Raw genomic sequence first — 26404 nt, 5'->3', positions numbered from 1 at the left:
ATGAACGTCTTTGCCCTTCATGATGCGCGGGATGAAGTCCGGCTGCGGCGCTGGGGCCTGTCCGCGGCCGCGATCCTGGCCGCGCATGCCGCGCTGCTCGCGCTCGGCATGACCTGGGTCACGGCACCGCCGCCGGGCGTGACAGTGCCGGCCGTCTTGATCGACCTGACGCCGATCGCCTCTTCGCCCCAGATTTCAGAGACCGAACTGCCGCCGGGCCCCGCGATGCAGGAGGCCGATGCCGCGCCGCCGGAGCCGGTCGCTGCGCAGGCCGTGCACGAAGAGATCGCGCCGACCCCGCTGCAGGAGAAGCCCGAGGTCGCCGCGCCACCGGAGCAGAAGCAGCAGGTCACGCCGCCAAAACCCGAGCCCACCAAAGTCGTTCCGGAGCAGAAGCCCGAACCGGTCAAGCCGAAGGTGGTGCGCCGCGAGGCCAAGAAGCCGTCCGAGGCGACGCCGGCGCCGCGCACCAGCGCGCCGAGCCGTGCGGAGCGCCAGGCACCGACGGCGTCTGCAATCAGCGCCGGCGCGGCGGCATCGGCGATCGCGGCCTACAACGCCCGCGTCCGCGCGCATTTGCTGCGCTTCCACTCCTACCCGGCCGGCGGCAACGGCCAGCACGGCGTGGTCCGGCTGGCGTTCACGCTCGGCCGCGGCGGGCAGGTGCTGTCGAGCCATCTCGGCGGCTCCTCCGGCAATCCGACCTTCGACGCGCGGGCGCTGGCGATGATCCGCCAGGCCCAGCCGTTTCCGGCATTTCCGTCCGAGATCACGCAGGGCTCGATGGGTTTCAGCGTGCCGGTCGCGTTCGTGCCGCGGTAGGGCAGGCAACGCCAATCCACGCACCAGCCTATCCCCGTCATCCTGAGGAGCGCGGAACGCGCGTCTCGAAGGATCGACGGCCACTAGCCGGGCCGCGCATCCTTCGAGACGCCGCTTCGCGGCTCCTCAGGATGACGGGGATAGAGTGAGCTGGCTTCGATGCGGACGAAGCTCCGCTACTCCTTCACCGCCCCCGTCAGCGACGACACGTAGTAGTCGACGAACAGCGAATAAAACAGCGCGACCGGCAGCGAGCCGAGCAGCGAGCCCGCCATCAGCGCCCCCCACTGGTAGACGTCGCCGGTGACGAGCTCGGTCAGGATCGCAACCGGCACCGTCTTGTTGGCGCCGCTCTGGATGAAGGCGAGCGCGTAGATGAACTCGTTCCAGGACAGCGTGAAGGAGAAGATGCCGGCCGAGATCAGGCCGGGCACCGCCAGCGGCAGCGTGATCCGCCACAGGATCTGCAGCCGCGTCGCGCCGTCGACCAGCGCGCATTCCTCGAGCTCGTAGGGGATCGACTTGAAGTAACCGATCAGGAGCCAGGTGCAGAACGGCACCAGGAAGGTCGGATAGACCAGGATCAGCGCCAAAGGCGAGTCGAACAGGCCGAACTGCACGATCACGGTGGCGAGCGGAATGAACAGGATCGACGGCGGCACCAGATAGGCGAGGTAGATGCCAAGGCCGACATAGGGGCTGCCGCGGAAGCGCAGCCGCTCGATCGCGTAGGCGGCGAGCGTTGACGCAAACAGCGACAGGAAGGTCGAGCCGATCGCGACCAGCATGGTGGTCTTCAGCCAGCGCGGATACGAGGTGTCGAACAACAGATGCTTGAGATGCGCGAGCGTCGGCGAGGTGATCCAGAACGGGTTGTGCTCCTTATAGTTCAAGAGCTCCGCGTTCGGTTTGAACGAGGTGATCGCCATCCAGTAGAACGGGAACAGCAGGATCAGGATGAAGCAGGCGAGCGGCAGGTAGATCATCACCACGCGCCGGGCGCGGGAGTCCCACGCCATCGTATCGGGCGTCGCGCTGGCGACGTTGGAGGATTGGGCTGCAACGTCAGTCATTGGCCTCTCCCTGCTGCCATTTGCGGCGCGCGAGGCCGAAGTAGCTGAACAACGTCGCGAACACGAGGAACGGGATCATCGACACCGCGATCGCCGCACCCTCGCCGAGCTCGCCGCCGGCGATGCCGCGCTGGAACGCCAGCGTCGCGAGCAAATGGGTCGAGTTGACCGGGCCGCCGCGGGTGATGGCGTAGACCAGCTGGAAATCGGTGAAGGTGAAGATGATCGAGAACGTCATCACGATCGCCAGGATCGGCATCATCATCGGGAAGGTGATGTAACGGAAGCGCTGCCAGGAGGTGGCGCCGTCGAGCATCGCGGCCTCATAGAGCGAAGGCGAGATGGTCTGCAGCCCCGCCAGGAGCGAGATCGCGACGAACGGGATGCCGCGCCAGATATTGGCCGCGATCAGCGAGAACCGCGCCGGCCAGGGCGAGCCGAGGAAGTCGACATTGCTGGAGCGCAGATGCAGCACGTCGACCAGCAGATAGGAGATGATCGAGAACTGCGGATCGTAGATCCACCAGAACGCCAGCGCGGACAGCACCGTCGGCACGATCCACGGCAGCAGCACGATGGCGCGGATCAGGCTCTTGAGCGGGAAATGGTTGTTGAGCAGCAGCGCCAGCCAGAAGCCGAGCGCGAATTTCCCGAAGGTTGCGATCGCGGTGTAGAAGACCGAGTAGAACACCGCGTTCCACCACAGCGGATCCTTGAGCAGGTACTGGAAATTCTCTAGTCCGATATAGACGCCGCGCTGGCCGATCGTGGTGTCGGTGAAGGCGAGCCAGATGCCGAGGCCCAGCGGATAGGTGAGGAACACCAATAGCAGGCCGATCGCGGGCGCAAGGCACATCACGATCAGGAACGGCTTGTAGTCGAACAGGCGTGCGACCCAGCCCGGCTGGTGCAACGCGTGTCCGCGTGAAGGTAGCGTCGTTACAGACATTGAAGGCTCATCCGCTGCCGTCATCGCGAGGAGCGAAGCGACGAAGCAATCCATTCCCTGGTGGTGCTATGGATTGCTTCGCTTCGCTCGCAATGACGGTTGGTCCAGATCTACGGTTCAATGACCGCCGTTACCGGCCCTGCCGCCGGAAGTACCGCTTGGCGCGCTGCTCGGCTTCCGCGGCGGCGGCTTCCGGCGTTGCAGCGTCGGTCGCCACCGAGGCGCACATCTGCACCAGCACATAGTCGGCGTTGACGGCGCCGGTCGCGGTCGAGATCGGCCCCTTGTAGCCGTTGTAATAGGGGCTCTTCATGGTGTCCTTGAAGATCGCGACCTTGGGATCGCCCGACCACACCGCTGCATCGGCATAGGCCGCCAGCGGCTGCGACCAGTAGCCGGAGTTGGCGTTGAGCCACGGCTCGTACTGCTCGTGCTCCAGCATGAACTGCAGGAACGCCTTCGCGGCGTTGGGGTACGGGCTGTGCTTGAACGCCATCGCGTTCAGCGTCAGGCCCGACATCGGGGAGACCGGTGCGAGCCCCTTGGGCAGGAACTGATGCTGGGTGTCTTCGGCGACCGCCTTGGTCGCGGGATCGTTCTTCAGCGAGAAGTACAGCGAGACGCCGTTGGCGGTCAGGCCGATCTCCTGCGACGAGTAGGCGCGGTTGTTGGAGACGTCGTTCCAGGACGGCGTGCCGGCGATGAAGTTCGGATAGAGCTCCTTCAGATATTTCAGCGCGGCGATCGTCTCCTTGCTGTTGATGATGATATTGCCTTCCTCATCGAGCAGCGCGGCGTTGTGCGACCACAACAGCCAGTTGGCGAAGCCGTTGCCGTCGCCGACCGCGTTGCCGAGCGCAAAGCCGGCCGGTTTGCCGGCCGCTTTCAGCTTCTTGCAGAGATCGAGGATGCCGGCATGGTCTTCCGGTACCTTGTCGAAGCCGGCCGCATTGACCAGCGACTTGCGGTAGACCAGCGGGCCGCCCGAGGCGCCAAACGGCAGGCCGACCCAGCTCTTCGACTTCGAGCGCATGCCGTAGCGGCGCGCCAGCGTCAGCCATCCGCCATAGCGCTTGTCGAGATAGTCGGCGACGTCGGTCAGCTCGATCAGCTTGTCGATATAGATGTGCGGCGCGTCGCCGAAGCCGATGATGATGTCGGGGCCGGCGCCGGAGTTCGAGGTCACCGCGGTCTGCTGGTTGATGTCTTCCCAGCCGACGAAGTCGACCTTGACCTCGACGCCGGTCTTGTCGGTGAAGCGCTTGGCATTGGCGCGGAACACGTCCTCGTCGGCCTGGACGAAGCGCACCGGCCGCAGCATGCGCAGGGTCGCGCCCTTTTCGATCGGCAGCGACGGCGCCGCCACGTCGGCAGCCTTGACTTTTGACGCTTCCTGCGCCGAAGCGCCAGTGACTGCCAGTGCCGCTGCGGACGCCCCCAGCGCCAGCGCGTCGCGGCGCGTGATCTCGTACTTCATGTCGTTCGCACTCCCTTTCTTCTTGTTTCGTTGTTATTGCGTCTTCCCGGCGTTTGGCCGCCGGTGAAGGGTCTTGTGGTCAAAAATCTTGTGGTTCTGGCGCCCGCCACACGAAGGGCCCGTCTCGTCAGCGAGACGGGCCCTCGTGCGAAGAACGCATTCCCGCCTAGCTGTTCGGACCGCGATCCATGCTGACGGGCTGCCAGCGGCGCAGCGCGGTGTTTTGCAGCACCGACGGGTTGACGCAGCTTACCGGCCACATGCCTTGGAGCACTAGTGACAATTCGTAGCCCACCCGGCGCTTGCGCGCCTCGTCAAAACGTGCCGATGCCGAGGCGACATGGGCGGTCAAGGTAACATTGTCCATCCCGAGCATCGGATTGTTGTGTGACGGTGGCTCCTTCTCGAGCACGTCGAGCGCGGCGTGGGCGATCCAGCCCTCCTGCAGCGCCTTGACCAGCGATTCCTCGTCGACGGTGGCGCCGCGGCCGGTATTGATGAAGATCGCCGATTTTTTCATCTGGCGAAAATGCTTCTCGGTCAGCATGTGGTGCACTTCGGGCCGCGCCGGGGCGTGCATCGAGACGAAATCCGACTGCGACAGCACCTCCGACAGTGTCGAGGGGATCACGCCGTGGTCGTACATCAGCGTTTCCTGGATGAAGGGATCGTAGGCCATCATCCTGAGGCCGAACGGCGCGGCGCGCTTGGCGACGGCGCGGGCGACCCGGCCGAACGAGATGAAGCCCAGCGTCTGGCCCATCAGCCGCGGAATCTTCAACAGCGCCGGGCGGCCCTCGGGCCAGCGGCCGCTGCGCACCATCTTGTCCTGCTCGATCAGGCGGCGGAAGCCAGCGAGCAACAGCATCATGGCGTGGTCGGCAACCTCCTCGATGAAGGTGTCGGGGATGTTGGTGACGGGGATGCCGCGCGCGGTCGCGGCCTTGACGTCGACCGAGTCGACGCCGACGCTGCCGAGCGTGATCACCTTGCAGTTCTCCAGCGCATCGATCACTGCCTTGGTGATCGGCATGCCCTTGGCGTAGATCGCGTCCGCGGTCCGTGCCGCGGCGATGAATTCGGCCTCGTTGGCCGGCGCCTCCACGATCTCGGCGCCGATCGGATCGAGCGCCTCGCGCTCGTAATCGTAGCCGCCGCCGGCGACCGTGAAGCTCGCGCCCTTCGGCGTCAGCACCCTGAATTTCGACATTGTCTGCTCCCGATGTGAGGTCTTCTGTTCTTGCTTCTTGCTGGTTCGGTTCTTGATCTTGCTTCTTTGTTTGTTGTCTTCTTTGCCTTGTTGCTTCTTGGAGCGCGGCTTGCGTCACCGCTTTCCCATACTTGTACGCGAGCTGCGCCGTTCCCTCTACAATTGCCGGTTGGTCCGTGGCCCGATTCTCCGGGCTACTACGGGGAACCCGCGTAACCATCGGGTAAAGGGTCTCACATTACGGTGAACTGAATCAATCCGCCAATCGCGTCGCGTTCCCCGCCTCCTGGAGACCCCCGTGAAGCTGTCAAACATGAAGATCACCCCCAAGCTCGGCATTCTGGTGGGGGTGGCCCTGATCGGCCTGTGCACTGCCGGCATCCTCGCGATCAATCTGATGCAGCGTGAGATGACGAATGCGCGCATCGACCAGGCCAAGGCGATGGTCGAGATGGCGAAGAACATGGCGGCGGGCCTGAAGAAGGATGTCGATGCCGGCAAGATGACCAAGGAGGCGGCACTCGCCGAGTTCGGCAAGCGCGCCAACACCATGACCTATGACAACGGCGCCGGTTACCTGTTCGGCACCGACTACAACGGCATCACGGTGCTGGCGCCAGATCCGAAGCAGGTCGGAACCAACCGCATGGACGTCGTGACCAACGGCCGCAAGCTCTCGCAGGAATTGATGGACGGCGTGAAGTCGAAGGGCGAGATCCTGCTGTTCTATGAATATGTGAAGCCCGGCCAGGAGACCCCGATCCGCAAGGTCGGCTATGCCGTCGCGGTCCCTGGCTTCGATATGTATCTCGGCACCGGCGCCTATCTCGAGGATATCGACGCCAAGATGCGGCCGATCGCGTGGCTGCTCGGCCTTGCGATCCTCGGCATCGGCATCATTTCCGGTTCGGTCGCCTGGCTGATCGGCCGCAGCATCTCCCGGCCGCTCAATTTGCTCGGCAGCCGCATGCGCGACATTGCCGACGGCAAGCTCGACGGCGACATCCCCGGCGTCGGCCGCGGCGACGAGGTCGGCGGCATGGCCGCGACGGTGCAGATCTTCAAGGACAATGCGGTTCGTATCCGCGGTCTCGAACAGGCCGAGGCCGAGACCCAGGCGCGCGCCACCACCGAGCGACGCTCGGCGATGGAGAACATTGCCAGCGATTTCGAGCGCAGCGTCAACGGCATCGTCCGGACGGTGGCCTCCGCCGCCGCCGGCATGCAGACCACGGCGCAGTCGATGACCGCGACCGCCAGCGACGCCAGCGCGCGCGCCGCGACCGTCGGCGCGGCATCCGACTCTGCCTCGAACAATGTCGGCACTGTCGCAGCCGCGGCCGAGGAGCTCTCCAGCTCGGTTGCCGAGATCTCCCGCCAGGTGGCGCGCTCCAGCGAGGTCGCAAGCCAGGCGGTGGCCGATGCCGAGCGCACCAATGCCACCGTGCAGGCGCTCTCCACCGGCGCCGAGAAGATCGGCGAGGTGGTCAAGCTGATCCACTCGATCGCCGCCCAGACCAATCTGCTCGCGCTCAACGCCACCATCGAGGCGGCGCGCGCCGGCGAATCCGGCCGCGGTTTCGCGGTGGTCGCCTCCGAGGTGAAGGCGCTGGCAAACCAGACCGCGAAGGCGACCGAGGAGATCTCGGCGCAGGTCGCCGCGATGCAGGCCTCGACCGGCGAGGCGGTGACCTCGATCGGCGGCATCACCGCGACCATCGCGCAGATGAGCGAGATCACGGCCTCGATCTCGACCGCGATCGACCAGCAGGGCGACGCGACGCGCGAAATCGCCCGCAACATCCAGCAGGTCGCGGCCGGCTCGAGCGAGATCTCCGCCCATATCGGCGGCGTCACCACCGCAGCCGCCGCCACCGGCACCGCGGCGGGCGACGTGCTGTCGAATGCGCGCGAGCTCGACACCCAGTCCGGCATGCTGCGCAACGCGGTCGACGAGTTCCTGCAGAAGGTCCGTGCGGCGTAAGCGCGATTGCGTGGGGTGGCTTATGCTACGCCACCCCACCTAACGGGTTACGATTCCGTATTCCCGTCATCCCCGCGCAAAGGCGAAGCCTTTGTCGCTGGAGGAGCGCGCTCTTGCGCGCGTCTCGAAGGATGCACGGCCACCAGCTGGGCCGTCGATCCTTCGAGACGCCTGCTGCGCAGGCTCCTCAGGATGACGGAATTGGCCGACTTCGTGGGGTGAACAAGTGTTCACCGGGCGTCGTTCACGTTCTCCTACTGCTTCTCGATCCCGGCGTCGGCGATCAGCTTCTCCCACAGCACCAGCTGCTCTTTGAGGAACGCCTCGAACTCCTCGGGCGTGCCGGAGAATGCCTCCATGCCGCGCTCGGCGAGCTGGTTCTTGATATCAGGCCGCTCGACGATCTTGCGGATCTCCGCATTCAATTTGACGACGACATCCTTCGGCAGGTTGGCGGGGCCGAGATAGCCCTGCCACGAGGTGATATCGAAGCCCTTCACGGTGTCGTCCATCGTGGGCAGGTCCGGCAGCAGCGCCGACTTCCGCTTGGTGGTGACGGCGAGCGGCTTCAGCGCCTTGGCGTTGACGTGCGGCAGCCCGGTCGGGACGTCGATGAACATCATCGAGATGCGGCCGGCGATGACGTCGGTCAGTGCCGGCGGCGAGCTCTTGTAGGGCACATGCAACAGGTCGATGCCGGCGAGGCGGGCGAAGGTCGCGCCGGAGACGCTCGCCGACGACGAGCCGCTGGCATAGGTGTATTTGCCCGGCTCCTTCTTGGCGAGCGCGATCAGCTCGGCGACCGAATTCGCCGGGATGTCAGGGTGGATGACCAGCATGAAGGGCAGGTCGCCGGTGCGCGCGATCGGCGTGAAATCCTTGATCGGATCGTAGTTCATGGTTTTCAGCAGATACGGATTGGCCGAGTGCGTCGTATTGGTGGTGACGAATAGCGTGTAGCCGTCGGGGGCGGAGCGGGCGACATAGTTCGCCGCGATCGAGCCGTTGGCGCCGGCCCGGTTGTCGATCACCATGCCGACCCCAAGCGCAACCCCGAGCTCCTTGGAAATCAGCCGCGTCGTGGTGTCGGTGCCGCTGCCGGCCGCGAACGGCAGCACCAGCGTGATGTTGCGGGTCGGGTAGGTCTGGGCAAGTGCCGTCTCGGATATCGCCACGAGCACGGCGGCGGCTGCGGCCGCCAGGCACCAGCATCGTCTCAATCCCATGATCATGTCGTCGTCCCCCCGCGCAGGCCCTGAACAGGCCCATTGCCGCCGAAGCTAGCCCGGCCGCCATGGCTGCGGAAGCCGTGCCGGGAGCAGCCTTTCGCCGCATGGCCACTCCCGGGCCGTCGCAGGGGCGCGCTGCTAAAAAATATCGAAAACAACCCCATGCAAAGTAGCCGGTGGCCCGACCGGGCAACTTGACACGTCGGGCAACTCAGCTTCATATTTCCAATATTCCGAAATATCGGTCGTGGGGATGCTACGATCCCGCCGGGAAGACCTGCGCGACGTGAAACGCCTTGGTGGTGACGAGCCACCTGCCGTCGATCAGATGAAACACGAGATGGTCGATGAAGCCGGTTTGGCCGGCCCTGACGCGCACCTTGGCGATGGCCAGATCGGACGCGGTCTGGTCGATGCTGATGATGGCCTCCTCGCGCGGCGATTTCATCGACGCCGGCGAGGGACGGCTGCAGATGAAGTCGCGGAATTCCGCGGCGGACCGCACCGTGTGCTTGCCGTCCCGGATGCCGTGCACGATGCAGGCATCGGAGAAGACGTCGCGGAACCGGCTATCGTCGACGTCATACATCAGGTTGAAATATCCATCGATCGCGGAGGCGATGGCCTGGATGTCGCTCATGGGAAAATCTCCGTAGCGGATGATGTGGCGATGGCCCACCGGATCGAACCGGTGGTCTGCGCCGACAGTGGCCGATATGGTCGCGGAGTGCTACGACTGGGCTGTCATCTCATGGATGACTGAGAGGCATCGACATGGACGAAGTTGACGGTCGGCTCGTCGGCGGGCTTGTGATCCTCGCGGCCGTTGCGGACGCGCGCAGCTTCGGCAAGGCGGCTGAACGGCTCGGCATGACGCAGTCCGGCGTCAGCAAGGCGATTGCCAAGCTTGAGACGCGCCTCGACACCAGGCTGGTCCACCGCACGAGCCGCGCCGTCGAGCTCACCGAGGAAGGACGCGCACTGGTTGAGCGGGTTGCCGCGCATCTGGCCGGGATCGGCGAGGCGGCGGCGGAGACCTCGAAATCGCGCGATGCGGTCCGCGGCAGACTGCGGGTCAATGTCGACCCGCTGTTCTCACGTATGGTGCTGTCGCCGAAGCTGAGCGAGTTCCTGCTGCAGAATCCAGGCATGGATCTGCGTATCGAGACTCGCGACCGGATCGCGGATCTGGTCAGCGACGGTTTTGATCTGGCGGTGCGTTTCGGCGAGCCGGCGCCGTCGGCGCTGATTGCGCGCCGCGTACTCGATACGCGCGTGCTCACCGTGGCCTCGCCGATCTATCTCGAACGACACGGCCGGCCGCTTGATCCGCGGGAACTGGCGAGCCGCGACCACCAGTGCATCCTGGCAATCGACGCGGCGACCGGGCGTCCGTTCGATTGGGAGTTTTGGCGCGGCGGCGAGGTAGTGCCGGTCGCGGTCAACGGGCGGCTCACCGTGACCGATTCAGGAACCAAGCTCGGCGCTTGCCTGGCCGGCTTCGGCATCGCGCAGGTGATCGATCTCGGCCTCGACGAACACCTGAAGAGCGGCGCGCTGATCGAGCTGTTTCCGGACTGGCCCGACGAGCGTTATCCGCTCTACGTATATTACGCCTCGCGCAACCACGTGCCGGCCAAGGTGAGGAAGTTCATCGACTTCATCACAGAGACGCTGGCGGCAAAGCCACATTCGCTGCGCAAATCCGCCGGCTTGCGCAAGGTAATCCTGGGCGTCAGCTAGCGCTTCGCCGAGCCTTGCCGCGAGGCGATGATGACGCCGGCGAGCACCAGCGCGTAGCCGATCAGATGAAACGGCGCCAGCGTCTCGCCGAGCAGCAGGATCGCCATCGCCGAGCCAAACACCGGCACCAGATGGAAGAACGGCGCGGCGCGGTTCGGGCCGATCAGCGCGACGCCGCGGTTGAAGAACAGATAGGCGAGCGTCGACGGGAAGATCAGCGTGTAGCCCAGCGTGGCAAACGTCAAAAGGTCGAGCTTCAGAGTCACGCCATTTGCAAATTCCCAGGCGGCGACCGGCAACAGCATCATCGCACCACAGCAGGTGGTGAACGAGATCAGCGAGAGCTGATGGATTTTCGGCCGGCGCGGGATCAGCGCCGAATACAGCCCGAACGACACCAGCGAGGCGCCGAACATGATGTCACCCCGGTTGAAGCTGATGTTGGCGAGCGCCGAGAAGTCGCCGCGCAGGATGATGGTCAGCACGCCGGCCAGCGAGATCGCGATGCCGGCAAGCTGCGCCGGCGTCAGCCGCACGCCGAACAGGATCAGCGACCACAGCGCCACGAACAGCGGGCCCGCCGACTGGATCAAGAGCGCGTTCAGCGCCTCGGTATACTGCATCGCCCAGTACGAGATCGCGTTGTTGAAGGCGAACCCGACCGCTGACAACAGCAGCATCAGCGGCAGCGCGCTGCGCAGCTTCGGCCAGTCGTGTTTCAGATGCGGCCAGGCGAACGGCAGCAGGATCAGGAACACGCCGAACCAGCGGATCGTGGTTAGCGTGACCGGCGGCACATGGCTGCCGACATGCCGCGCCAGCACGATGTTGGCGGCCCAGAACAGCGACGTCAGGCTGAGCAGCAGATAGGGCTGGTTGTTGAGCCAGTGCAGCGGCTGATGGCGGGGCGTTGTGGCAGGTGCGGGCAAAGCGGTCATTATCTGGTGGATGTTGTGCCCGAATCCGCTGCTCCGACAAGACGAAAGAGCGGATTGGTGCCATGCGCACGGGGGCAATCTGTCGCGGAAGCCACAGCGCCTGCAGGCGCAACGCGGAATAACAGAACCCCGTCATCCTGAGGTGCGAGCGGAGCGAGCCTCGAAGGATGAATCGGCCACCAGCGGGGCCGTGCATCCTTCGAGGCTCGCCGAAGAGGCTCGTACCTCAGGATGACGGATATAGATATTGCGCGTGTCTCCGTCGCCACGCCTATTTCTGCGGCCCCGACAGCGAGATGTCGCGCTCGGCGCGAAACACGTTGCTGTAGAGATTGGCGATCCATTGCCGCCCGCTGGAGGTGACGTTGAGGTGACGGATCGCCGGCTGCACATGCGGCGCGGCGCTGTCCCAGTAGAAGCGTGGATAGAGGTCGACGAGATCGGCCGGCGAATCGTAGCCGAGCTGCTGGTTCAGCCCGGCCTCCTCGAACTCGATGTACAGCGCGTTGGCCTTGCGGATGTAGTGGGGGTCGCCGAGCTGGCCGATCAGATCGGCGGCGCGCAGCAGGGTGGCCTCTTCGCCGAAATCCTCATCGTCATCAGGGGCGGTGAGCGGAAAGCGGGTGCCCTCGATGGCGCGGGCGATGCGCTCCTTGTCGAGCTGGGCGACGCCCTTGATCCGCTCCATCACGAAGATCTTGGAGCGGTCGACGTGATAGGACATCAGCGCCGCATCCGACGAGCCGCGCGGCAGGATCACCTTGCGGCCATCGGCATTGATCAGATAGCCGTCCTGGTCGTCGGCCTGGAACAGCCCGCGCACATAGCCGATGTCATGGGTGAGGCAGGCGATGATGACATGCGCATAGTCCTCGGCGCTCATGTGCGAGTGTAGCGCGCGGCCGCGCAGGATGTCGTGGCCGGCCAGCGTCACCAGCATGGTGTGCTCGACATTGTGATAGAGCGCGTCGCTGTTGCCGATGCATTCGATCGCGATCCGCGCGATCGAGGGCACCATCTCCACCAGCTCGGTTTGCGAAGAGCCGAACCGGCGCTGCATGTATTCGCCGAGGAATTTGCCGAGCGCGTCGGCTGCAAGTTCGGGAAGGGTCATCACGGCCTTGACCTCCGAGAGCAGGGGCCAGCTTAGGGCTCGGCGGTATTTCAGGCTAGTCCCGCGATGTGACATAATGTTTGCGGCTTGGGTGGGAGCGGGTGATGGGTGTCGATCTCTTGAACGTCAAAGGCCTGAACGAACTGGATCGCCAGGCTCCGGTCGTGATGGTCAATCTGATGCGATTTCGGGAGCGATCGCTCGACGGCGACGGCTCGGGCTGGGATGCTTATTTGCGTTACAGCGCGCTCACCGTGCCGATGATCAAGGCGCGCGGCGGCACGCTGCTGTGGACAGGCAGCGCCGAGACGGTCGCACTGGGCGAGCCTGCCGGCCAGCGCTGGGATTATCTCGCGCTGGTCTACTATCCAAGCGTCGCTGATTTCATCGACATGATGACCTCGGCCGACTACGAAAACCGCTGCGACCCGCATCGCCGCAACGGCTGCGAAGAGCACGTCATCATCGCGACGCGCGAGGCGTACAGCAAGTTCAACGTCGGGTGAGGCGGTTCAAGACGGATTGTCTCGGTCGAAGCTGCCACACACTCAAGAGCTAGTCCCGTCACCCCCGCGCAACGGCTTTGCCGTTGTCGCTGGAGGTGGCCGCTCCTTCAGCGGCCCTCGAAGGGTCGACGGCCCGACTGCGGCCGATTCATCCTTCGAGGCTCGCAAGAGCTCGCACCTCAGGATGACGGAATTGGCTTACTCAGCTTGCTCAGTGTCATCACCCGCGCATGCGGGTGATCCAGTATTCCAGAGACGGTCGTGCTTGAGCCGATAGGCCGCGGCGTACTGGGTCGCCCGGTCGAGCCGGGCGACGACAACAGTAGATGAGGACAAAGCCTCACATCCTCTCAGGATGACGGGTCTGACAGATTGGCAATGGCCGCGCGGCAGGCCGCCTGCACCAGCCGGCAAACCTCGTCCCGCGATCGCCCCGCGCTCAGCGAGGCGAAGGTCGGATAGCTCGTCAGCGCGAAGATCAGGTCGACGGCGTCCCTGCGGGCCTGCGGCGACGCGCTTTTGACGGCGATACGGTCGATCAATGCGGTGACGCCGCGGCGGCGGCGTTCGTTGCGCTCGCGCACGGCTTCGGCGAATTCGGGATCGGTCGCCATCGCGTCGTGCAGCCGGGCGACCGCGGAATCGCGGCTCCAGAAGCCGCAGAAGATCTCGACCATGCGGTCGAGCGCGGCATGCGGATCGGCCGTCGTCATGGCGTCGGCGAGTTGATGCAGGCCGCCGTGACGGGCGATCTCGTCGAATACCGCCTCAAGCAGCCCGCGCCGCGAGCCGAACTGGTTGTAGACGGTGAGCCGGGTCACGCCGGCCGCCTTCGCCACCGTATCCAGCGAGAAGCGCGCGATGCTCTCGCCCTCACGCAGGGTGCGCGAGGCGGCCTCGATCACGCGCTCGCGCGTCTCGGCGGCGGCTGCGCTGCGGGCCGGGCTCACATAGCTGCGCGGCGGCATCGGCTGGCCCTGCTTTCGTCGGATTGACTATACATTATGTATATCTAATTTCCCAGCCCCATTCTCAATGCCCCTTGGAGCAACGTCATGCAGACCGCCCTCATCATAGCCCTGTCCCTTCACGTCCTGTCATCGGTGTTTTGGGCCGGCTCCAGCTTCACCTTGGCGCGCACCGGCGGCCTCGGCGGCGAAAAGCTGCTGGGCCCGCAGATCGGCGCCGCGACGGTCGCGATCGTCACCGGGGTCATACTCTGGCGCCTGGTCCATGAGGGCTCGTTTACGCTGTCGGAAGAGATCCTGGCCGGCGGCGCGATCGCTGCGCTGGCCGCGATCGCGGTGCAGATCATCGTCGGCGGCGGCGCCATCAGGCAGTTGCGCAACGGCGCAGGCGATCCGTCAGCGGCGCGCTCGCGGCTCGCGGTCGCCCAGCGCATCGCGGCCGGGCTGCTCGCGATCACCGCGCTGTGCATGGGCGCGGCGCGCTATGCGTGAGCTCAATACTTCCGCACCAGGTCCGGGGTGATCTCTTTCAGGCTGCGGATGCCGAGCAAAGCGAGGTCGCGATCGATCTCGTCATGCAGCAGCGCGATCGCGCGCGCGACGCCCGCTTCGCCCGCGACCACGGCGGCATAGAGGAACGGACGGCCGACCCAGACGAAGTCCGCTCCCAGCGCCAAGGCCTTGATGACGTCGGTGCCGCGGCGGATGCCGCCGTCCACCATCACGGTCATGTTGCCCTTCTGCGCCGCGATCTCCGGCAGCGTGCGCAGGCCCGAGACGGTGTAGTCGAGCTGGCGGCCGCCATGGTTGGAGACCATCACGCCGTCGCAGCCGTGCTCGCGCGCCAGCCGCGCGTCTTCCGGCGAGATCAGCCCCTTGACCACCAGCTTGCCGCTCCAGCGCTTGCGGATCAGCTCGACATGCTTCCAGGCCAACTGGTCGCGACTGCCGATGTTGCGCATCAGGTTCTTGGACAGCACCGGCGGGCCCTGCTTGGCGTCCATGTTCTCGAAATGCGGCATGCCGTGATTGAACACGGTGCGCGCCCAGGTGTTCAGCAGCCAGTCGGGATGGGTGACGGTGTCCCAGAACACCCGCGGCGTGATCGCGAGCGGGACCTGGAAGCCGTTGCGGATGTTGTTCTCGCGGTTGGGCGGCACCGGCACGTCGGCGGTGACGACGAACGTGTCGTAGCCGGCGGCCGCGACGCGATCGACCAGCGGCTCGATGCGTTCGTCGAGCCCGGCGAGATAGGCCTGGTACCAGGCTAAAGGGTTGGCCGCGCGGACGTCCTCCAGCGTGATCAGCGAGGAGGCCGAGAGGATCATCGGGACGTTGGCGGCCGCCGCAGCGCGGGCCAGCACGATGTCGCCGCGATAGGCGCATAGTGCCGACGAGCCCATCGGTGGAATCCCGAACGGCGAGGCGTAGGTCTTGCCGAACAGCGTCGTGGTCTGGTCGCGGCCGGAGACGTCCTTCAGCACCCGCGGCACGAAACCGTATTCCTCGAACGCCCGGCGATTGTCGGTGCGCGCCGCGTCGGTCTCGGCGCCGCCCGAGATATAGCCGTAGAGGAATTTCGGCAGCAGCCGTCGCGCCTGCGGCTCGAAATCGTCGAGCGTGAGATAGCGACGCAAGCGCCGCGGCACGGCGGGCGTAGCGCGGTTGACGGTTGCGGGAGGCGGGGAAGGGGCTGCGGTCCGGTCGTGCACGTCTGGCGTTTCCGTTGTTCTTGGTTCTTGGTTGGAGCTTAGCGCCTGCCCCCTGAACCGACAATCTTCTCGTTGAACTTGTTGACGGACTGGCTGACGTCGATGAGTGTCTTGCGGGTTTCGGCGATCACGGTGCCGGATTTCTTGTCAAAGCTCTGGATCAGCTCGCGCAGCGAGATCACGGTCGGCAGCAGCTCGCCGCCATATTTGTCGCTGCCGAAACTCTTCAGGAACTTGTCGGCCGAGCTCATCTTGTCGTCGACCGCGCTGACGCCGGCGTCGGCGGCGTCGATGAAGGCGGCGATCAGCTCGCCATTGCCCGACAGCGAATTGGTGAAGTTCTCGAGCCCGAGCAGCGAGTCCTTGATGTCGGCCTCGTTCTCGGTGATGACGCGGTCGACATTGCGCAGCGCGACGCGCAGCTTCTCCTGGATGCCCATCGTGCCTTCGGCGTCGGCGGTCAGCTCCGGAATGCCGTCGGCGCCGACGGGCGGCGCCGCGGCGTCGTCGGTGCCGCCAGTGAAGGAGATCGAGGCGATCCCGGTCAGGCCCTGGAATTCGAGGCCGACCTGGGTGTCCTTCTTGATCGGAGCGTTGCCCTCGATGCGCGTCATCGCCACCACACGGTGGCGGTCGAGCCGGATCGAGACCACCTCGCCGATCCGCACGCCGGCGAAATTGACGCTGGCGCCGCGGCGCAGGCCCGACGCCGAGCCCTCGAACACGACGCGGAACGGCACCATCCGCTTGATGCCGGCATAGCGCTGATAGCCCAGCCAGCCGCCGAGCGAGCCGGCGATCAGGGCCAGCGTCAGGGTGCCGATCATCACATTGCTGGCGCGCGCCATATGTTGGGACCTGTCCGCAAAGCAGACCCTAGGAGATAGCGGATTTGCCGCCGATAGTCACCGCACGCCTTCCTTTACCTCGCCCCGCCTGCGGGGAGAGGTCGGATCGCATGCAGCGCAGCGGAATGCGATCCGGGTGAGGGGGAGTCTCAGCGCATTCATCTCGCTCCGTCATTGCGGAGCGAGCCCCTCACCCTGACCCTCTTCCCGTAAGAACGGGGAGAGGGAACGGAGAGATGCTCGCCGCCAGGACTCACGCCGCCGACTGCTTCCGCGACGCCGCGAAGACGCCGGCCAAGACCAGCGCGAAGCCGATGAAATGGAAGGCCTGCGGATGCTCGCCGATGAACACGATCGACATGATGGTGCCGAACACCGGAACCATGTGGAAGAACGGCGCGGCGCGGTTGGCGCCGATCAGCTGCACCCCGCGGTTGAAGCACAGATAGGCCAGCGTCGAGGGGAACACCGCGACATAGAACAGCGACAGCAGGTTGTTGGTGGTGAGCTGCATCACCGGACGCGCGCCGAGTTCCCAGATGAAGAACGGGACCAGGAACAGCGCGCCGCAGCCGAAGGTGAAGGCCGCGACCGACAGGCCGTGGATGTTGGGCCGCTTCAAGGTCAGCACCGAATACAGCGCGAAGATCACCAGCGCGACGGTGAAGATCAGGTCGCCCTTGTTGAAGTCGATCTTCGACAGCGTCGTGAGGTCGCCATGCAGCAGGATCACCAGCACGCCGCACAGCGACAGCGAGACGCCGAGCAACTGCGCCAGCGTCAGCCGCGTGCCGAGCAGGATCAGCGACCACAGCGCGACCACGAGCGGCGCCGCGGATTGCAGCAGCAGCGTGTTGAGCGCCTGGGTGTGCTCGAGCGCCCAGTATTGCAGCGTGTTGAAGGCGCTGATGCCGGTGATCGACAGCAGCATCATGATGCCGAGATTCTTGCGGATCGCGGGCCAGTCGCGGGCGAGGTGCTTCCAGGCGAACGGCAGGATGATCAGGAACGCCGCCGACCAGCGCAGGAACGACAGCGTCACCGGCGGAATGTGGCCGGCGGCGAGCCGGCCGACGATCGCATTGCCGGCCCAGCACATCGCGGTGATGCAGAGCAAAAGATACGGCTGGTTGGCGATCCAGGAGCCGGACGCAGGCGTGGTGGTGGAATCGGAGGCAGACATGCGACAGGCCCGGGTTCACGACGCCGCGGCCTGCCCGGCTGGCATCGCCGGGCCGGTATGGATCTCCCCGGCCCCTGTCACAGACACGGATTCCGCCGATCCATCAATGGGGATGGACGCATCGCGACCATGCGCGAAGGCCCCTTTCGCGGCGGACGATGGCGGTTTCGCCACGCCGCTCCGCTGGCCGCCGCAAGCCTCTAACCGCGCTCCGGCGGCGTCGTCTGGCGCTTGACGATCTGCTCGGCGAGCTCGATCAGGATCCGCTTGGTGTCGGGATCCTGCACCTCGCGGAACACCCGCAGCATGCGCAGTTCGAGCAGCGACTGCAGCGATTCCGCGGTGTGGCCGCCGCCTTGTGCCGGCGCGGTGGTTGCGCTCCGCCGATTGAGGATGTCGGCGGCGATTCCGAGCATCTCGGCGACGCTCGCCAGACGGCCGGTATCGATTTTCACCGTGCCGCTCACGCCGTTCTTTTGCAGCGAGGCGCCCGCGCACAGGATCTCGGCGAGATCAGCCTGCGACAGCCCGATCTCGCGCCAGCGCGCCTGCACCAGTTGGTCGATCTGGTCGTCCTGCGATGTGCTCATGGTGCGTTCAGATCATCTCCGGCAATAACTGTGGACAGCAATTCGTCGACGAAGGCTGCCGGCAAATGACCAGCGCGCCGCAATGGGACTTCGGCGGATCATTCGGATGGACAAATGGTCCCACCGAACCGGGCGACGCGCAGGACGATCCGTACCTGGACTTCAGCCGCCCAATCGCGCGGCCCGCGCACCTCGTGGCCTGAGATGCTCGCATCCGCGTCATCCGGCCTTCGCTTTTCTATCAAGACCGTCCGCGAATGCAATCAGGGGGCGACGCGTATGGCGAACCCAACCCGGATATGTGACCTTGCCACATATTGCCGCGTTTGCTGTTCGCGGGGCGATGCGGTGGGCGCGGCAGCAGCCCTGAGCACGCTGCGATGGCCGCGCGGCGCCGCTCACAGGTCGATGATCCCGAGCGCAATGCTCTTCGCCACCCCGTGCGTCTTGTTGGACGCCTCGAGCTTGCGCAGCGCCTGCTTGATGAAGCCTTCCACCGTCTCCGGCGAGATGCCGAGGATCTGCGCGGTGTCGACCACGGTCTTGCCGCGCGCCGCCCAGGCCATCACTTCCTTTTCGCGGGCGGTGAGCTTGATCGTCTCGGCGGCGTCGGCGGGCCGCAGGATGGTCGGCGCGTTGCGCTGGTCGCGGTTGACGATGTCCATCGCCCGCTGCACCCAGTAGATCATCAACAGATGCAGTTCATGCCGATGGCAGACGAACAGCTTGTCGAAATCGCGCGGCTGGTCTTGCCAGAAAAACACCGTCGAGCTCGAATGCACGGCGCCGAGCCGGTCGCGATAGTGGAACGGCACGACGAAGCCGTCCTTGAATCCGAACTCCCGGGCGGCATCCATCGTTTTGACCTCGGGCGCCCGCTTGTGTCCGCTTCGCTCCGGCAGCTTCAGGCTGCTCCAGCTGAATGGCGTGTTGGTGCGTCGCGAGCGCGCCAGCGCCGGATCGGCATGCACGAACTCGTTCTGCACATACGCTCGCTTCCAGGCGTCGGGAAATGTGCCGATATGGTAGGGCAGATCAAGGTCGGGCCGGCCGGCATCGACAAAGGCGAAGCCCGAGAAGCCGTAGTTCTGGACAATGCGATGCAATGACGAGCTGAGCTCGTCGATGGTATCTGACGCCTCGATGGTCGAAATCGCGTCTACCAGGCCCATTGACTAAAACCCCCGGTTTCCGGGGGTACCACAGTTGGCCCCTTTTGTTCCAGATGTTCCGCATTTGGAGGAAAGGATAATGCCGCATTCATTGGACGGCTTTCATGCACTCATCACCAGGGAAGAGCTTGATCCGGCGCATGTCGGGGCGATGTTGCGGCTGCGCAAGCGGCTGTTCGTCGACCATTGCGGCTGGCTTCTGACCACGGTCGGGGATGTCGAACGCGATCAGTTCGACTGCTGGTATACCGAGCACTGCCTGTTGTTCTCCGGCGTCGAGCTCGTCGGCGGCTTCCGGGCGATCCGCACCGATTATCCCTATCTCACCAAGTCGGTGTTCCCGCAGCTTGCGGTGCGCCGCTTTCCGAGTCGCCGCGACGCCTGGGAGATCAGCCGTTTCGGCGTGCTGCCTGGTGTCGCGAGGTCGCAGACTGCGCGCGTGAACTACGCGCTGATGTTCCGCTTCGCCGAGCTGCGCGGAGCGAAGGCGCTCGTGGCGCTGGCCGACCTCTCCTATGAGCGTTTTCTCACCCGCATGGACATCCGCACCCGGCGCTACGGCCCGCCGCAGGTGATCGGCAATGATCGCATGGGCCGCCCGCTGACGGCGCTCGCCGGAGAAATCCCGCTAGGTCTCGCCGACAATCCCGGCCTGACCAAATTCCTCGACCTTGGACGGCAATTGGAGATCCACGATGCTTCACATGTTCTCGGACGTTCGAGCATTCCAGCATGATCCGCTGCGTCTGTTGCTGACGCGCGGCAACGAAGCGGAGCGGGGGCTGGTGCCGTTGCGGCTCGGTCCTGCGCCGGTCTTCCTGGTGAACGATCCCGATCTGCTGCGCCCGATCCTCAAGGCGCCGGAGACCGACATCGGAAAGGGCAAGCTGATCAAGAAGCTGACGCCGGTGCTCGGCCGCAGCTCGCTGATGCTGAGCGGCGAGGAGCACAAGCGGCGGCGGGCGGTGCTGCAGAAGCACATGGCCAAAGGCAGCGTCGAGAAATTCCTGCCGCATATGTGTGCCGAGATCCGCGCGGTCGGCGCCAGCCTGGCGCGGCTCGGATCGTTCGATCCGCACCACGTCACCGCGATGCTGGCGCTGCGGACGATCTGCGTCGCGATCTTCGGCTCCCAGGTGATGTCGTCTGGCGACGAGGAAGCCCTGGTCCAGGCCGTCGGCGCAATCGAGGACGATCTGGCGGAGGAGATGTTCCGCGCGTTGCCGTTCGGTCCGGTGGCGTGGTACCGCCGCCGCAAGAACCGGGTCTGTGCCAAGCTTGCCATGTCGACGGTGGTGCAGCGGCTGCGCCGCAAGGCGGGCTCGAGCAGCGCGCTGCGCGATCTCGAGGCGCTCGGTCTGAGTGATCGCGATCTCGAGGACGAGATCCTGACATTGCTGCTGGCCGGCCATCACACCACAGGTTCGACTGCGGCATGGATGTTCTACCACATGGCCGCCGATCCCGCGCTGATGGACGACATCGCCGACGAGGCCGCGGAGTGCCTGGGCGACGACGGCGAGCTGCGACTAGACGCGGTGAAGCGCGCCAATCTGAGCGCGACGCTGGTCAAGGAGGTCTGCCGGCTCTATCCCAGCGCGTGGTGGTTCTCGCGTGAGGTGATGCAGCCGGTGACGATCGGCGGGCACGACCTCAAGGTCGGCACCTCGCTGTTGATCTGCCCCTGGCAATTGCAGCGTGATCCCCGCCATTTCGAGGATCCCGACCGCTTCCTGATGACGCGGCGCTACAACACCGATGCCTACATCCCGTTCGGTGCCGGTCCGCGCGCCTGCGCCGGGATGGGGGTTGCGATGCTGGAGCTGCAATTGCTCGCGCTCGAGATCGCCGCCGCCTATCGCTTCACCGCCGTCACGCCAAATCCGGCGCCGTGGCCGAAAGCGTCGGTGACGCTGATTCCGCCGCCCATGACGATCGACATCGAAGTCCGCGAAATGCCCTCGCGCATCCTGCGCCTGGGCGAGGAAGCGCAGCACCTGCCCTACATTCCGTCCGCCGCCACGGCGTCCATCAGCACATTACAATCGGTATCCCAATGACAACACACATCACAACGGCCAGCATCGGGCAGAGGGCGATGGATCAAGTGCAAGTGCGCAGTTTGCGCGACGTCATCACGGTGTTGATCGAGCAGCGCAGCATCGTGAGGGCGGCCGGCGCAACCTTTGCGGCACATTTGCTCGACCTCGCGATCATGCAGCTCCGGCTCAACGTCAACGATATTTCGGCAGAGGAATTGTCCGGCCTGTCCGACCTCGTTGGCGCCGAGTTCGGCAGGGACAAATCCCCGCATTGATCGCATCAGAGCGTTATCAAGCGAAAAAGATCATGCTCAAGACAAAGAGATAGAGCGGGACGACGTTTCGAAGAAAAGTCATCCCGCGCTAGTCTTGCGTCGCCACCAGCGCCTTCATCATGGCGCCGGCGGCGAGCGCGGCGTCGTTCGGATCGATCTCGATCTGCAGGCCGCGCTGGCCGCCATTGACGAACACGGTGATGTGGGTGAGGGCGCTCTCGTCGATCGCGGTCGGCACCCGCTTCTTCTGGCCGAACGGGCTGATGCCGCCGACATGGTAGCCGGTCAGCCGCTCGGCATCGGCCGGGCGCATCATTTTGGCCGACTTGCCGCCGAGGGCTGCGGCGAGCTTCTTCATGCTGACCTCGCAGTCGGACGGCACCACGGCGCACACCGGCTTGCCGTCGACCTCGGCCATCAGCGTCTTCAGCATCCGGTTCGGCTCGACGCCGAGCGCCTCCGCCGCCTGCAGCCCGATGCTCTCGGCACTGGAATCGTAGACGTAGGTGTGGAGCTTGAAGGCAAGGCCTAGCTTCCGCAGCGCCATGGTTGCTGGTGTCGAATTGGGCATGGACCCTGCCGGTTAATCCGGCTGAATGATCGCCGCAATGGCGGCTGCGATCAATCGGCCGATCGTGTCGCACCGGGCCGCGCCAACATTAAATTCCGGCCAGGGCGGCGCCGCCGCGCACAGGGTGGAATTTTTAGGGGATATCAAAGGGTTGTCGCTCGTCTAAAAGGCATGAACGACCCCCTTCTTGCTTGCGAAGCCGGGCCGCTTCCTTTATCCGGTAGGCGCCTTGCGTGCGCGCGGCCGGGCGCCGTGATTTGGGCTGGGCATATCATGCAGGATCGCTGTGGGCGGACGCGTTTTCGCCGCGATCATGGTTTGAAACACCTGAAGGGAACATCTTCGAAATGGCCAATGTTGTCGTCGTCGGCGCCCAATGGGGTGACGAAGGGAAGGGCAAGATCGTCGACTGGCTGTCGGAACAGGCCGACATCGTCGTGCGCTTCCAGGGCGGCCACAATGCCGGCCATACGCTCGTGATCAATGGTGAGACCTACAAGCTGGCGCTGCTGCCGTCCGGCGTCCTGCGGCCGAACAAGCTGGCGGTGATCGGCAATGGCGTGGTGTTCGACCCGCAGGCCTTCCTCGACGAGGTCGCCAAGCTGAAGGGGCAGGGCGTTGCGGTCGGGCCGGACAATCTGCGCATCGCCGAGAACGTCACGCTGATCCTGCCGCTGCATCGCGAACTCGACTCCCTGCGCGAATCCGGCAACGCCATCACCTCGATCGGCACCACCCGCCGCGGCATCGGCCCGGCCTATGAGGACAAGGTCGGCCGCCGCGCCATCCGCCTGATGGACCTCGCCGACCTCGACACCCTGCCGCACAAGATCGAACGGCTGCTGGCGCATCACAATGCGCTGCGCCGCGGCCACAATCTGGAGGAGATCGACGGCAAGGGCATCCTGGCCGAGCTGACGGCGTTGGCGCCGAAGCTTTTGCCCTATGCCGAGACGGTGTGGCGGCTGCTCGACCTCAAGCGCCGCGAGGGCAAGCGCATCCTGTTCGAGGGCGCGCAGGGCGCGCTGCTCGACGTCGACCACGGCACCTATCCCTATGTGACGTCGTCCAACACGGTGGCGGCGCAGGCCGCGACCGGCACCGGAATGGGCCCGGGCGCGGTCGGCTATGTCTTGGGCATCTGCAAGGCCTACACCACCCGCGTCGGCCAGGGTCCGTTCCCGACCGAGCTGAACGACGAGATCGGTGAGGAAATCGGCCGCCGCGGCAAGGAATTCGGCGTCAACACCGGGCGAAAGCGCCGGGTCGGCTGGTTCGACGCCATGCTGGTGCGACAGACTGTCCGTACCTGCGGAATTGCCGGGCTGGCGCTGACCAAACTCGATATTCTCGACGGGTTCGATAGCATCAAGGTCTGCATCGGCTACAAGCTCGATGGCAGGGAGATCGACCATCTGCCGGCGGGCGAGGGTGCGCAGGCCCGGGTCGAGCCGATCTACGAGATCATCGAGGGCTGGAAGCAGCCGACCGCCAATGCGCGGTCCTGGGCGGACCTGCCGGCCCAGGCCATCAAATACGTTCGCCGGGTCGAGGAACTGGTGGGGTGCCCGGTCACCCTGCTGTCCACCAGCCCGGAGCGTGAAGATACTATTCTGGTACAGAATCCGTTCGAGGCTTAACGGGATATTACCTATATCCCACCAATTGTGTGGAAATGGCTGACTACTACCCGCTGATCGCCCGTGCCATCGCCGGACTGGACCCCAACGCTCCCGGCGAAGCCCGCCGCGCGCTGTACGCGCGGGCGCGGACGGCGTTGATCCAGCAACTCCGTGGCGTGCAGCCGCCGCTCTCGGAGTCCGAGATCACCCGCGAACGGCTGTCGCTGGAAGAGGCGGTTCGCAAGGTCGAATCCGAGGCCGCGCAGCGCGCCCGCGAGGCCTCCCGCCCCGGTGGCGGCGCCCCCGCCCGCAGCAGCGATGCGCTGCGCCGCGCCAATCCCCGGCCGCCTGAGCCCAATTCCGCCGACGCTGCCGCGCGCCCGCGGCCCCCGGCCGAACCCCGCCCGCCGCGCAATTTGCGCCCCGATGCGCCGCCGGTTCCGTCGCGTCCGCAGAACCCGCAGATTCCCCCTAACACCCCGCCAGGCCTCGATACCCAGCCGCCACAGGCCCGGTCGGGTCCGCCGCGCCGCGGTCCGGAAGGCGCGCAGCCGCCGGTGCCGCCGGCCGCCCCAGGCGTGCGCGGCTTCCGCGACATCACCGCCGACGCCGACGATCTCGGTCGTGCCGCGGCGCAGGCCAGCCGCAACGCGCGCAAGACCTACGCCAACGTGCCGTCGCCCTCGCCGGAATTCGACCGGCTCGAGCCGAGCCTGGAGAACCGCGGCGCCGATCCCGACGCGCCGTATTCCTATGAGGAGTCGGTCGAGGAGGCGGAGCGCTACGCCCCGCAGCCGCCGCAGGGGCCGCCGCCGCAACGGTCGCGCATCGGCAATGGCGAGCGCGAGCCGAGCAAGCCGCCGCGCGTCCGATCGATGTTCCCGTTCAAGACCGCGATCGCGATCGGCATTCTGCTGATCCTGGTCGGCGCCGGCATCCTCTGGGGCAAGCCGGCGCTCACCTATGTCAGCACTTTGTTCAAATCCTCCGCACCGGTCGAGGCGCCGAAGGATGCCGCGTCGACGCCTGCGAGCAAGAAGATTACCGACCGCGTCGGCCAGCCTTCGTCGTCGGGCGAGCCGGTCGCTCCGGTGGCGCAGCGCGTGGTGCTCTATGACGAGGACCCGTCGGATCCGAAGGGCAAGCAATATGTCGGCTCGGTGGTCTGGCGCACCGAGCAGGTCAAGGGCTCCGGCAACCAGAAGCCCGACATCGCCGTGCGCGCCGACATCGACATCCCCGACCGCAAGTTCAAGATGACGATGTCGTTCCGCCGCAACACCGATTCATCGCTGCCGGCGAGCCATACCGCGGAATTGACCTTCATCCTGCCGCAGGACTTCGCCAATGGCGGGGTCGGCAACGTGCCGGGCATCCTGATGAAGTCCAACGAGCAGGCCCGCGGCACGCCGTTGGCCGGGCTCGCGGTCAAGGTCACCGACGGCTTCTTCCTGGTCGGCCTCTCCAACGTCGACGCCGACCGCTCGCGCAATCTGCAGCTGCTCAAGGAGCGCTCGTGGTTCGACGTGCCGCTGGTCTACACCAACCAGCGCCGCGCCATCATCGCGATCGAAAAGGGCGCCCCCGGCGAGCGGGCCTTCAACGACGCGTTTGCAGCGTGGGGCGAGTAGCGGCGTTAGCGCTACCTCGGCACTCACGATGTCATCGCCTGGCCCCGTCCGGGCGATTCCGTACCGCAGCGACATCGCGGCGGCCGCCTGTTGTTGCAGCGCATTCGACGTGCAGAGCGCCGGAACATTGCCGGGCGTTTTCGATTTTCTCTAGCACCGCCGCGCGACTACGTTACACTCGCCTGACGTCGGGCAAGGGCACGCCATGAAACGCTATCTGATCTTCGCAGCCATCGGGCCGTTCATCGGCGGCTTCCTGCTGCTGCTCATGACCACCTATCAGTCCGGCTACTGGACCGAGACCAATGGCGGCGAGGTGGCGAAGCTGCTCGCCGTGTTCGTGAAGTCGCTGCAGTACAATTATCTGTTCGGCATCGTGCCGTCGCTGATGTTCGGGGCGATCGACGACATCCTGATGCATGTCAGGCGGATCGCGCCAACGGTGCGGATGCTGATCGTAGGCGCGGTGGCATTCGTCGGCGCGGCGCTGATGTACGCCTCGCACGGCTCCGAGAGCGGTGCGGTGCAGTTCATCCTCTACGGGCTGGTCGGCTTCATCCCCGGCGTGATCACGTCCTGGCTGGCGCACAAATATGCCGAAGAACTCTACCAGCCGGCGACCACGGCAGCCCAGCATTAGCACACGCACTCGTACTCACAAACGACAGCCTGCAACGGGAAGGCGGAGGTCGCCGGCTTCGGCGTGATCGACGGCTCGGGACCGAGCGGCGAAATGAGCGCGTCG

At 65.5% G+C, this 26404-nt stretch carries 27 protein-coding genes; 12 read left to right on the top strand and 15 right to left on the bottom strand.

Going from position 1 to position 26404, the window contains the following annotated elements:
• Complete coding sequence (locus HAP48_RS08645) at positions 1-822, top strand: TonB family protein (RefSeq protein WP_166214111.1); 822 nt, start codon at positions 1-3, stop codon at positions 820-822.
• A gap of 176 nt (positions 823-998) precedes the next feature.
• On the opposite strand, the gene HAP48_RS08640 is transcribed toward HAP48_RS08645, so the two are convergent.
• From HAP48_RS08640 to HAP48_RS08625, 4 genes are all read right to left on the bottom strand, one after another.
• Positions 999-1841: a carbohydrate ABC transporter permease gene (locus HAP48_RS08640; RefSeq protein ID WP_371261142.1), complete on the bottom strand. Its 843-nt coding sequence runs from the start codon at positions 1839-1841 to the stop codon at positions 999-1001.
• A 46-nt stretch (positions 1842-1887) separates the two neighbouring features.
• Positions 1888-2844: a carbohydrate ABC transporter permease gene (locus HAP48_RS08635; protein WP_166214113.1), complete on the bottom strand. Its 957-nt coding sequence runs from the start codon at positions 2842-2844 to the stop codon at positions 1888-1890.
• Between the two features lie 130 nt (positions 2845-2974).
• Positions 2975-4321, bottom strand: coding sequence for an ABC transporter substrate-binding protein (locus HAP48_RS08630; protein ID WP_166214114.1), 1347 nt, complete (start codon positions 4319-4321; stop codon positions 2975-2977).
• Positions 4322-4487: 166 nt separating this feature from the next.
• Complete coding sequence (locus tag HAP48_RS08625; RefSeq protein WP_166214115.1) at positions 4488-5531, bottom strand: C-terminal binding protein; 1044 nt, start codon at positions 5529-5531, stop codon at positions 4488-4490.
• Positions 5532-5829: 298 nt separating this feature from the next.
• On the opposite strand from HAP48_RS08625, the gene HAP48_RS08620 reads away from it, so the two are divergent.
• Complete coding sequence (locus HAP48_RS08620; protein ID WP_166214116.1) at positions 5830-7515, top strand: methyl-accepting chemotaxis protein; 1686 nt, start codon at positions 5830-5832, stop codon at positions 7513-7515.
• A 254-nt stretch (positions 7516-7769) separates the two neighbouring features.
• Here the strand turns inward: HAP48_RS08620 and HAP48_RS08615 are convergent, their stop codons facing one another.
• On the bottom strand, positions 7770-8747 hold the full coding sequence (locus HAP48_RS08615) for a Bug family tripartite tricarboxylate transporter substrate binding protein (protein ID WP_420869858.1): 978 nt from the start codon (positions 8745-8747) through the stop codon (positions 7770-7772).
• A 253-nt stretch (positions 8748-9000) separates the two neighbouring features.
• Positions 9001-9384, bottom strand: a complete 384-nt coding sequence (locus tag HAP48_RS08610; RefSeq protein WP_166214117.1) for a nuclear transport factor 2 family protein — start codon at positions 9382-9384, stop codon at positions 9001-9003.
• Positions 9385-9518: 134 nt separating this feature from the next.
• Here HAP48_RS08610 and HAP48_RS08605 point away from each other — a divergent pair, with 134 nt between their 5' ends.
• Positions 9519-10487, top strand: coding sequence for a LysR family transcriptional regulator (locus tag HAP48_RS08605; RefSeq protein WP_166214118.1), 969 nt, complete (start codon positions 9519-9521; stop codon positions 10485-10487).
• Here the strand turns inward: HAP48_RS08605 and HAP48_RS08600 are convergent.
• Positions 10484-11425 (bottom strand): DMT family transporter, encoded by a 942-nt coding sequence (locus tag HAP48_RS08600; protein ID WP_166214119.1) that lies wholly within the window; start codon positions 11423-11425, stop codon positions 10484-10486. The genes HAP48_RS08605 and HAP48_RS08600 overlap by 4 nt on opposite strands.
• A 271-nt stretch (positions 11426-11696) precedes the next feature.
• Positions 11697-12542: a metal-dependent phosphohydrolase gene (locus HAP48_RS08595; protein ID WP_166214120.1), complete on the bottom strand. Its 846-nt coding sequence runs from the start codon at positions 12540-12542 to the stop codon at positions 11697-11699.
• 101 nt (positions 12543-12643) lie between these two features.
• Here HAP48_RS08595 and HAP48_RS08590 point away from each other — a divergent pair, with 101 nt between their 5' ends.
• Positions 12644-13045 (top strand): DUF1330 domain-containing protein, encoded by a 402-nt coding sequence (locus HAP48_RS08590; RefSeq protein ID WP_166214121.1) that lies wholly within the window; start codon positions 12644-12646, stop codon positions 13043-13045.
• Between the two features lie 350 nt (positions 13046-13395).
• Here the strand turns inward: HAP48_RS08590 and HAP48_RS08585 are convergent, their stop codons facing one another.
• On the bottom strand, positions 13396-14013 hold the full coding sequence (locus HAP48_RS08585; RefSeq protein ID WP_166214122.1) for a TetR/AcrR family transcriptional regulator: 618 nt from the start codon (positions 14011-14013) through the stop codon (positions 13396-13398).
• A gap of 87 nt (positions 14014-14100) precedes the next feature.
• Here HAP48_RS08585 and HAP48_RS08580 point away from each other — a divergent pair, with 87 nt between their 5' ends.
• Positions 14101-14505, top strand: coding sequence for a hypothetical protein (locus HAP48_RS08580; RefSeq protein ID WP_166214123.1), 405 nt, complete (start codon positions 14101-14103; stop codon positions 14503-14505).
• Positions 14506-14507: 2 nt separating this feature from the next.
• Here HAP48_RS08580 and HAP48_RS08575 read toward each other — a convergent pair whose 3' ends face one another.
• The 5 genes from HAP48_RS08575 to HAP48_RS08555 form a co-directional block, all read right to left on the bottom strand.
• The gene (locus tag HAP48_RS08575) at positions 14508-15662 is read right to left on the bottom strand and encodes an alpha-hydroxy acid oxidase (RefSeq protein ID WP_166216720.1); all 1155 of its coding nucleotides are present in this window, start codon (positions 15660-15662) and stop codon (positions 14508-14510) included.
• Positions 15663-15763: 101 nt separating this feature from the next.
• Positions 15764-16573, bottom strand: a complete 810-nt coding sequence (locus HAP48_RS08570; protein ID WP_166214124.1) for an MlaD family protein — start codon at positions 16571-16573, stop codon at positions 15764-15766.
• Between the two features lie 253 nt (positions 16574-16826).
• Complete coding sequence (locus HAP48_RS08565) at positions 16827-17756, bottom strand: DMT family transporter (protein ID WP_166214125.1); 930 nt, start codon at positions 17754-17756, stop codon at positions 16827-16829.
• 200 nt (positions 17757-17956) lie between these two features.
• Positions 17957-18346 carry a hypothetical protein gene (locus HAP48_RS08560; protein WP_166214126.1) on the bottom strand — a complete coding sequence of 130 codons (390 nt, stop codon included), beginning with the start codon at positions 18344-18346 and terminating at the stop codon, positions 17957-17959.
• Between the two features lie 398 nt (positions 18347-18744).
• Positions 18745-19518, bottom strand: a complete 774-nt coding sequence (locus tag HAP48_RS08555) for a helix-turn-helix transcriptional regulator (protein ID WP_166214127.1) — start codon at positions 19516-19518, stop codon at positions 18745-18747.
• A gap of 79 nt (positions 19519-19597) precedes the next feature.
• Here HAP48_RS08555 and HAP48_RS08550 point away from each other — a divergent pair, with 79 nt between their 5' ends.
• Genes HAP48_RS08550 through HAP48_RS08540 form a run of 3 tightly spaced genes read left to right on the top strand, consistent with a single transcriptional unit; the run spans position 19598 to position 21835 of the window.
• Complete coding sequence (locus tag HAP48_RS08550) at positions 19598-20254, top strand: acyl-homoserine-lactone synthase (RefSeq protein WP_166214128.1); 657 nt, start codon at positions 19598-19600, stop codon at positions 20252-20254.
• Entirely contained in the window at positions 20214-21578 is a 1365-nt protein-coding gene (locus HAP48_RS08545) for a cytochrome P450 (protein WP_224496974.1), read from the top strand. Before HAP48_RS08550 ends, HAP48_RS08545 begins: the two co-directional genes overlap by 41 nt.
• 38 nt (positions 21579-21616) lie before the next feature.
• On the top strand, positions 21617-21835 hold the full coding sequence (locus HAP48_RS08540; protein WP_166214129.1) for a hypothetical protein: 219 nt from the start codon (positions 21617-21619) through the stop codon (positions 21833-21835).
• An 88-nt stretch (positions 21836-21923) separates the two neighbouring features.
• Here the strand turns inward: HAP48_RS08540 and ybaK are convergent, their stop codons facing one another.
• Positions 21924-22406, bottom strand: coding sequence for a Cys-tRNA(Pro) deacylase (gene ybaK, locus HAP48_RS08535; protein WP_166214130.1), 483 nt, complete (start codon positions 22404-22406; stop codon positions 21924-21926).
• A 37-nt stretch (positions 22407-22443) separates the two neighbouring features.
• Here ybaK and HAP48_RS49965 point away from each other — a divergent pair, with 37 nt between their 5' ends.
• The 4 genes from HAP48_RS49965 to HAP48_RS08520 all read left to right on the top strand — a co-directional run bounded on the left by HAP48_RS49965 (position 22444) and on the right by HAP48_RS08520 (position 26299).
• Positions 22444-22572: a hypothetical protein gene (locus tag HAP48_RS49965; protein ID WP_275949034.1), complete on the top strand. Its 129-nt coding sequence runs from the start codon at positions 22444-22446 to the stop codon at positions 22570-22572.
• Between the two features lie 181 nt (positions 22573-22753).
• A complete protein-coding gene (locus HAP48_RS08530) occupies positions 22754-24046 on the top strand; it encodes an adenylosuccinate synthase (protein WP_166214131.1) in 1293 nt (430 codons plus the stop codon).
• A 35-nt stretch (positions 24047-24081) separates the two neighbouring features.
• On the top strand, positions 24082-25659 hold the full coding sequence (locus HAP48_RS08525; protein WP_166214132.1) for a hypothetical protein: 1578 nt from the start codon (positions 24082-24084) through the stop codon (positions 25657-25659).
• Positions 25660-25864: 205 nt separating this feature from the next.
• Positions 25865-26299, top strand: coding sequence for a DUF5413 family protein (locus HAP48_RS08520; protein ID WP_166214133.1), 435 nt, complete (start codon positions 25865-25867; stop codon positions 26297-26299).
• Positions 26300-26404: the final 105 nt, after the last annotated feature.

The organism is Bradyrhizobium septentrionale (assembly GCF_011516645.4).
Lineage (GTDB): Bacteria > Pseudomonadota > Alphaproteobacteria > Rhizobiales > Xanthobacteraceae > Bradyrhizobium > Bradyrhizobium septentrionale.
This window is presented reverse-complemented; position numbering and strand designations above follow the sequence as displayed.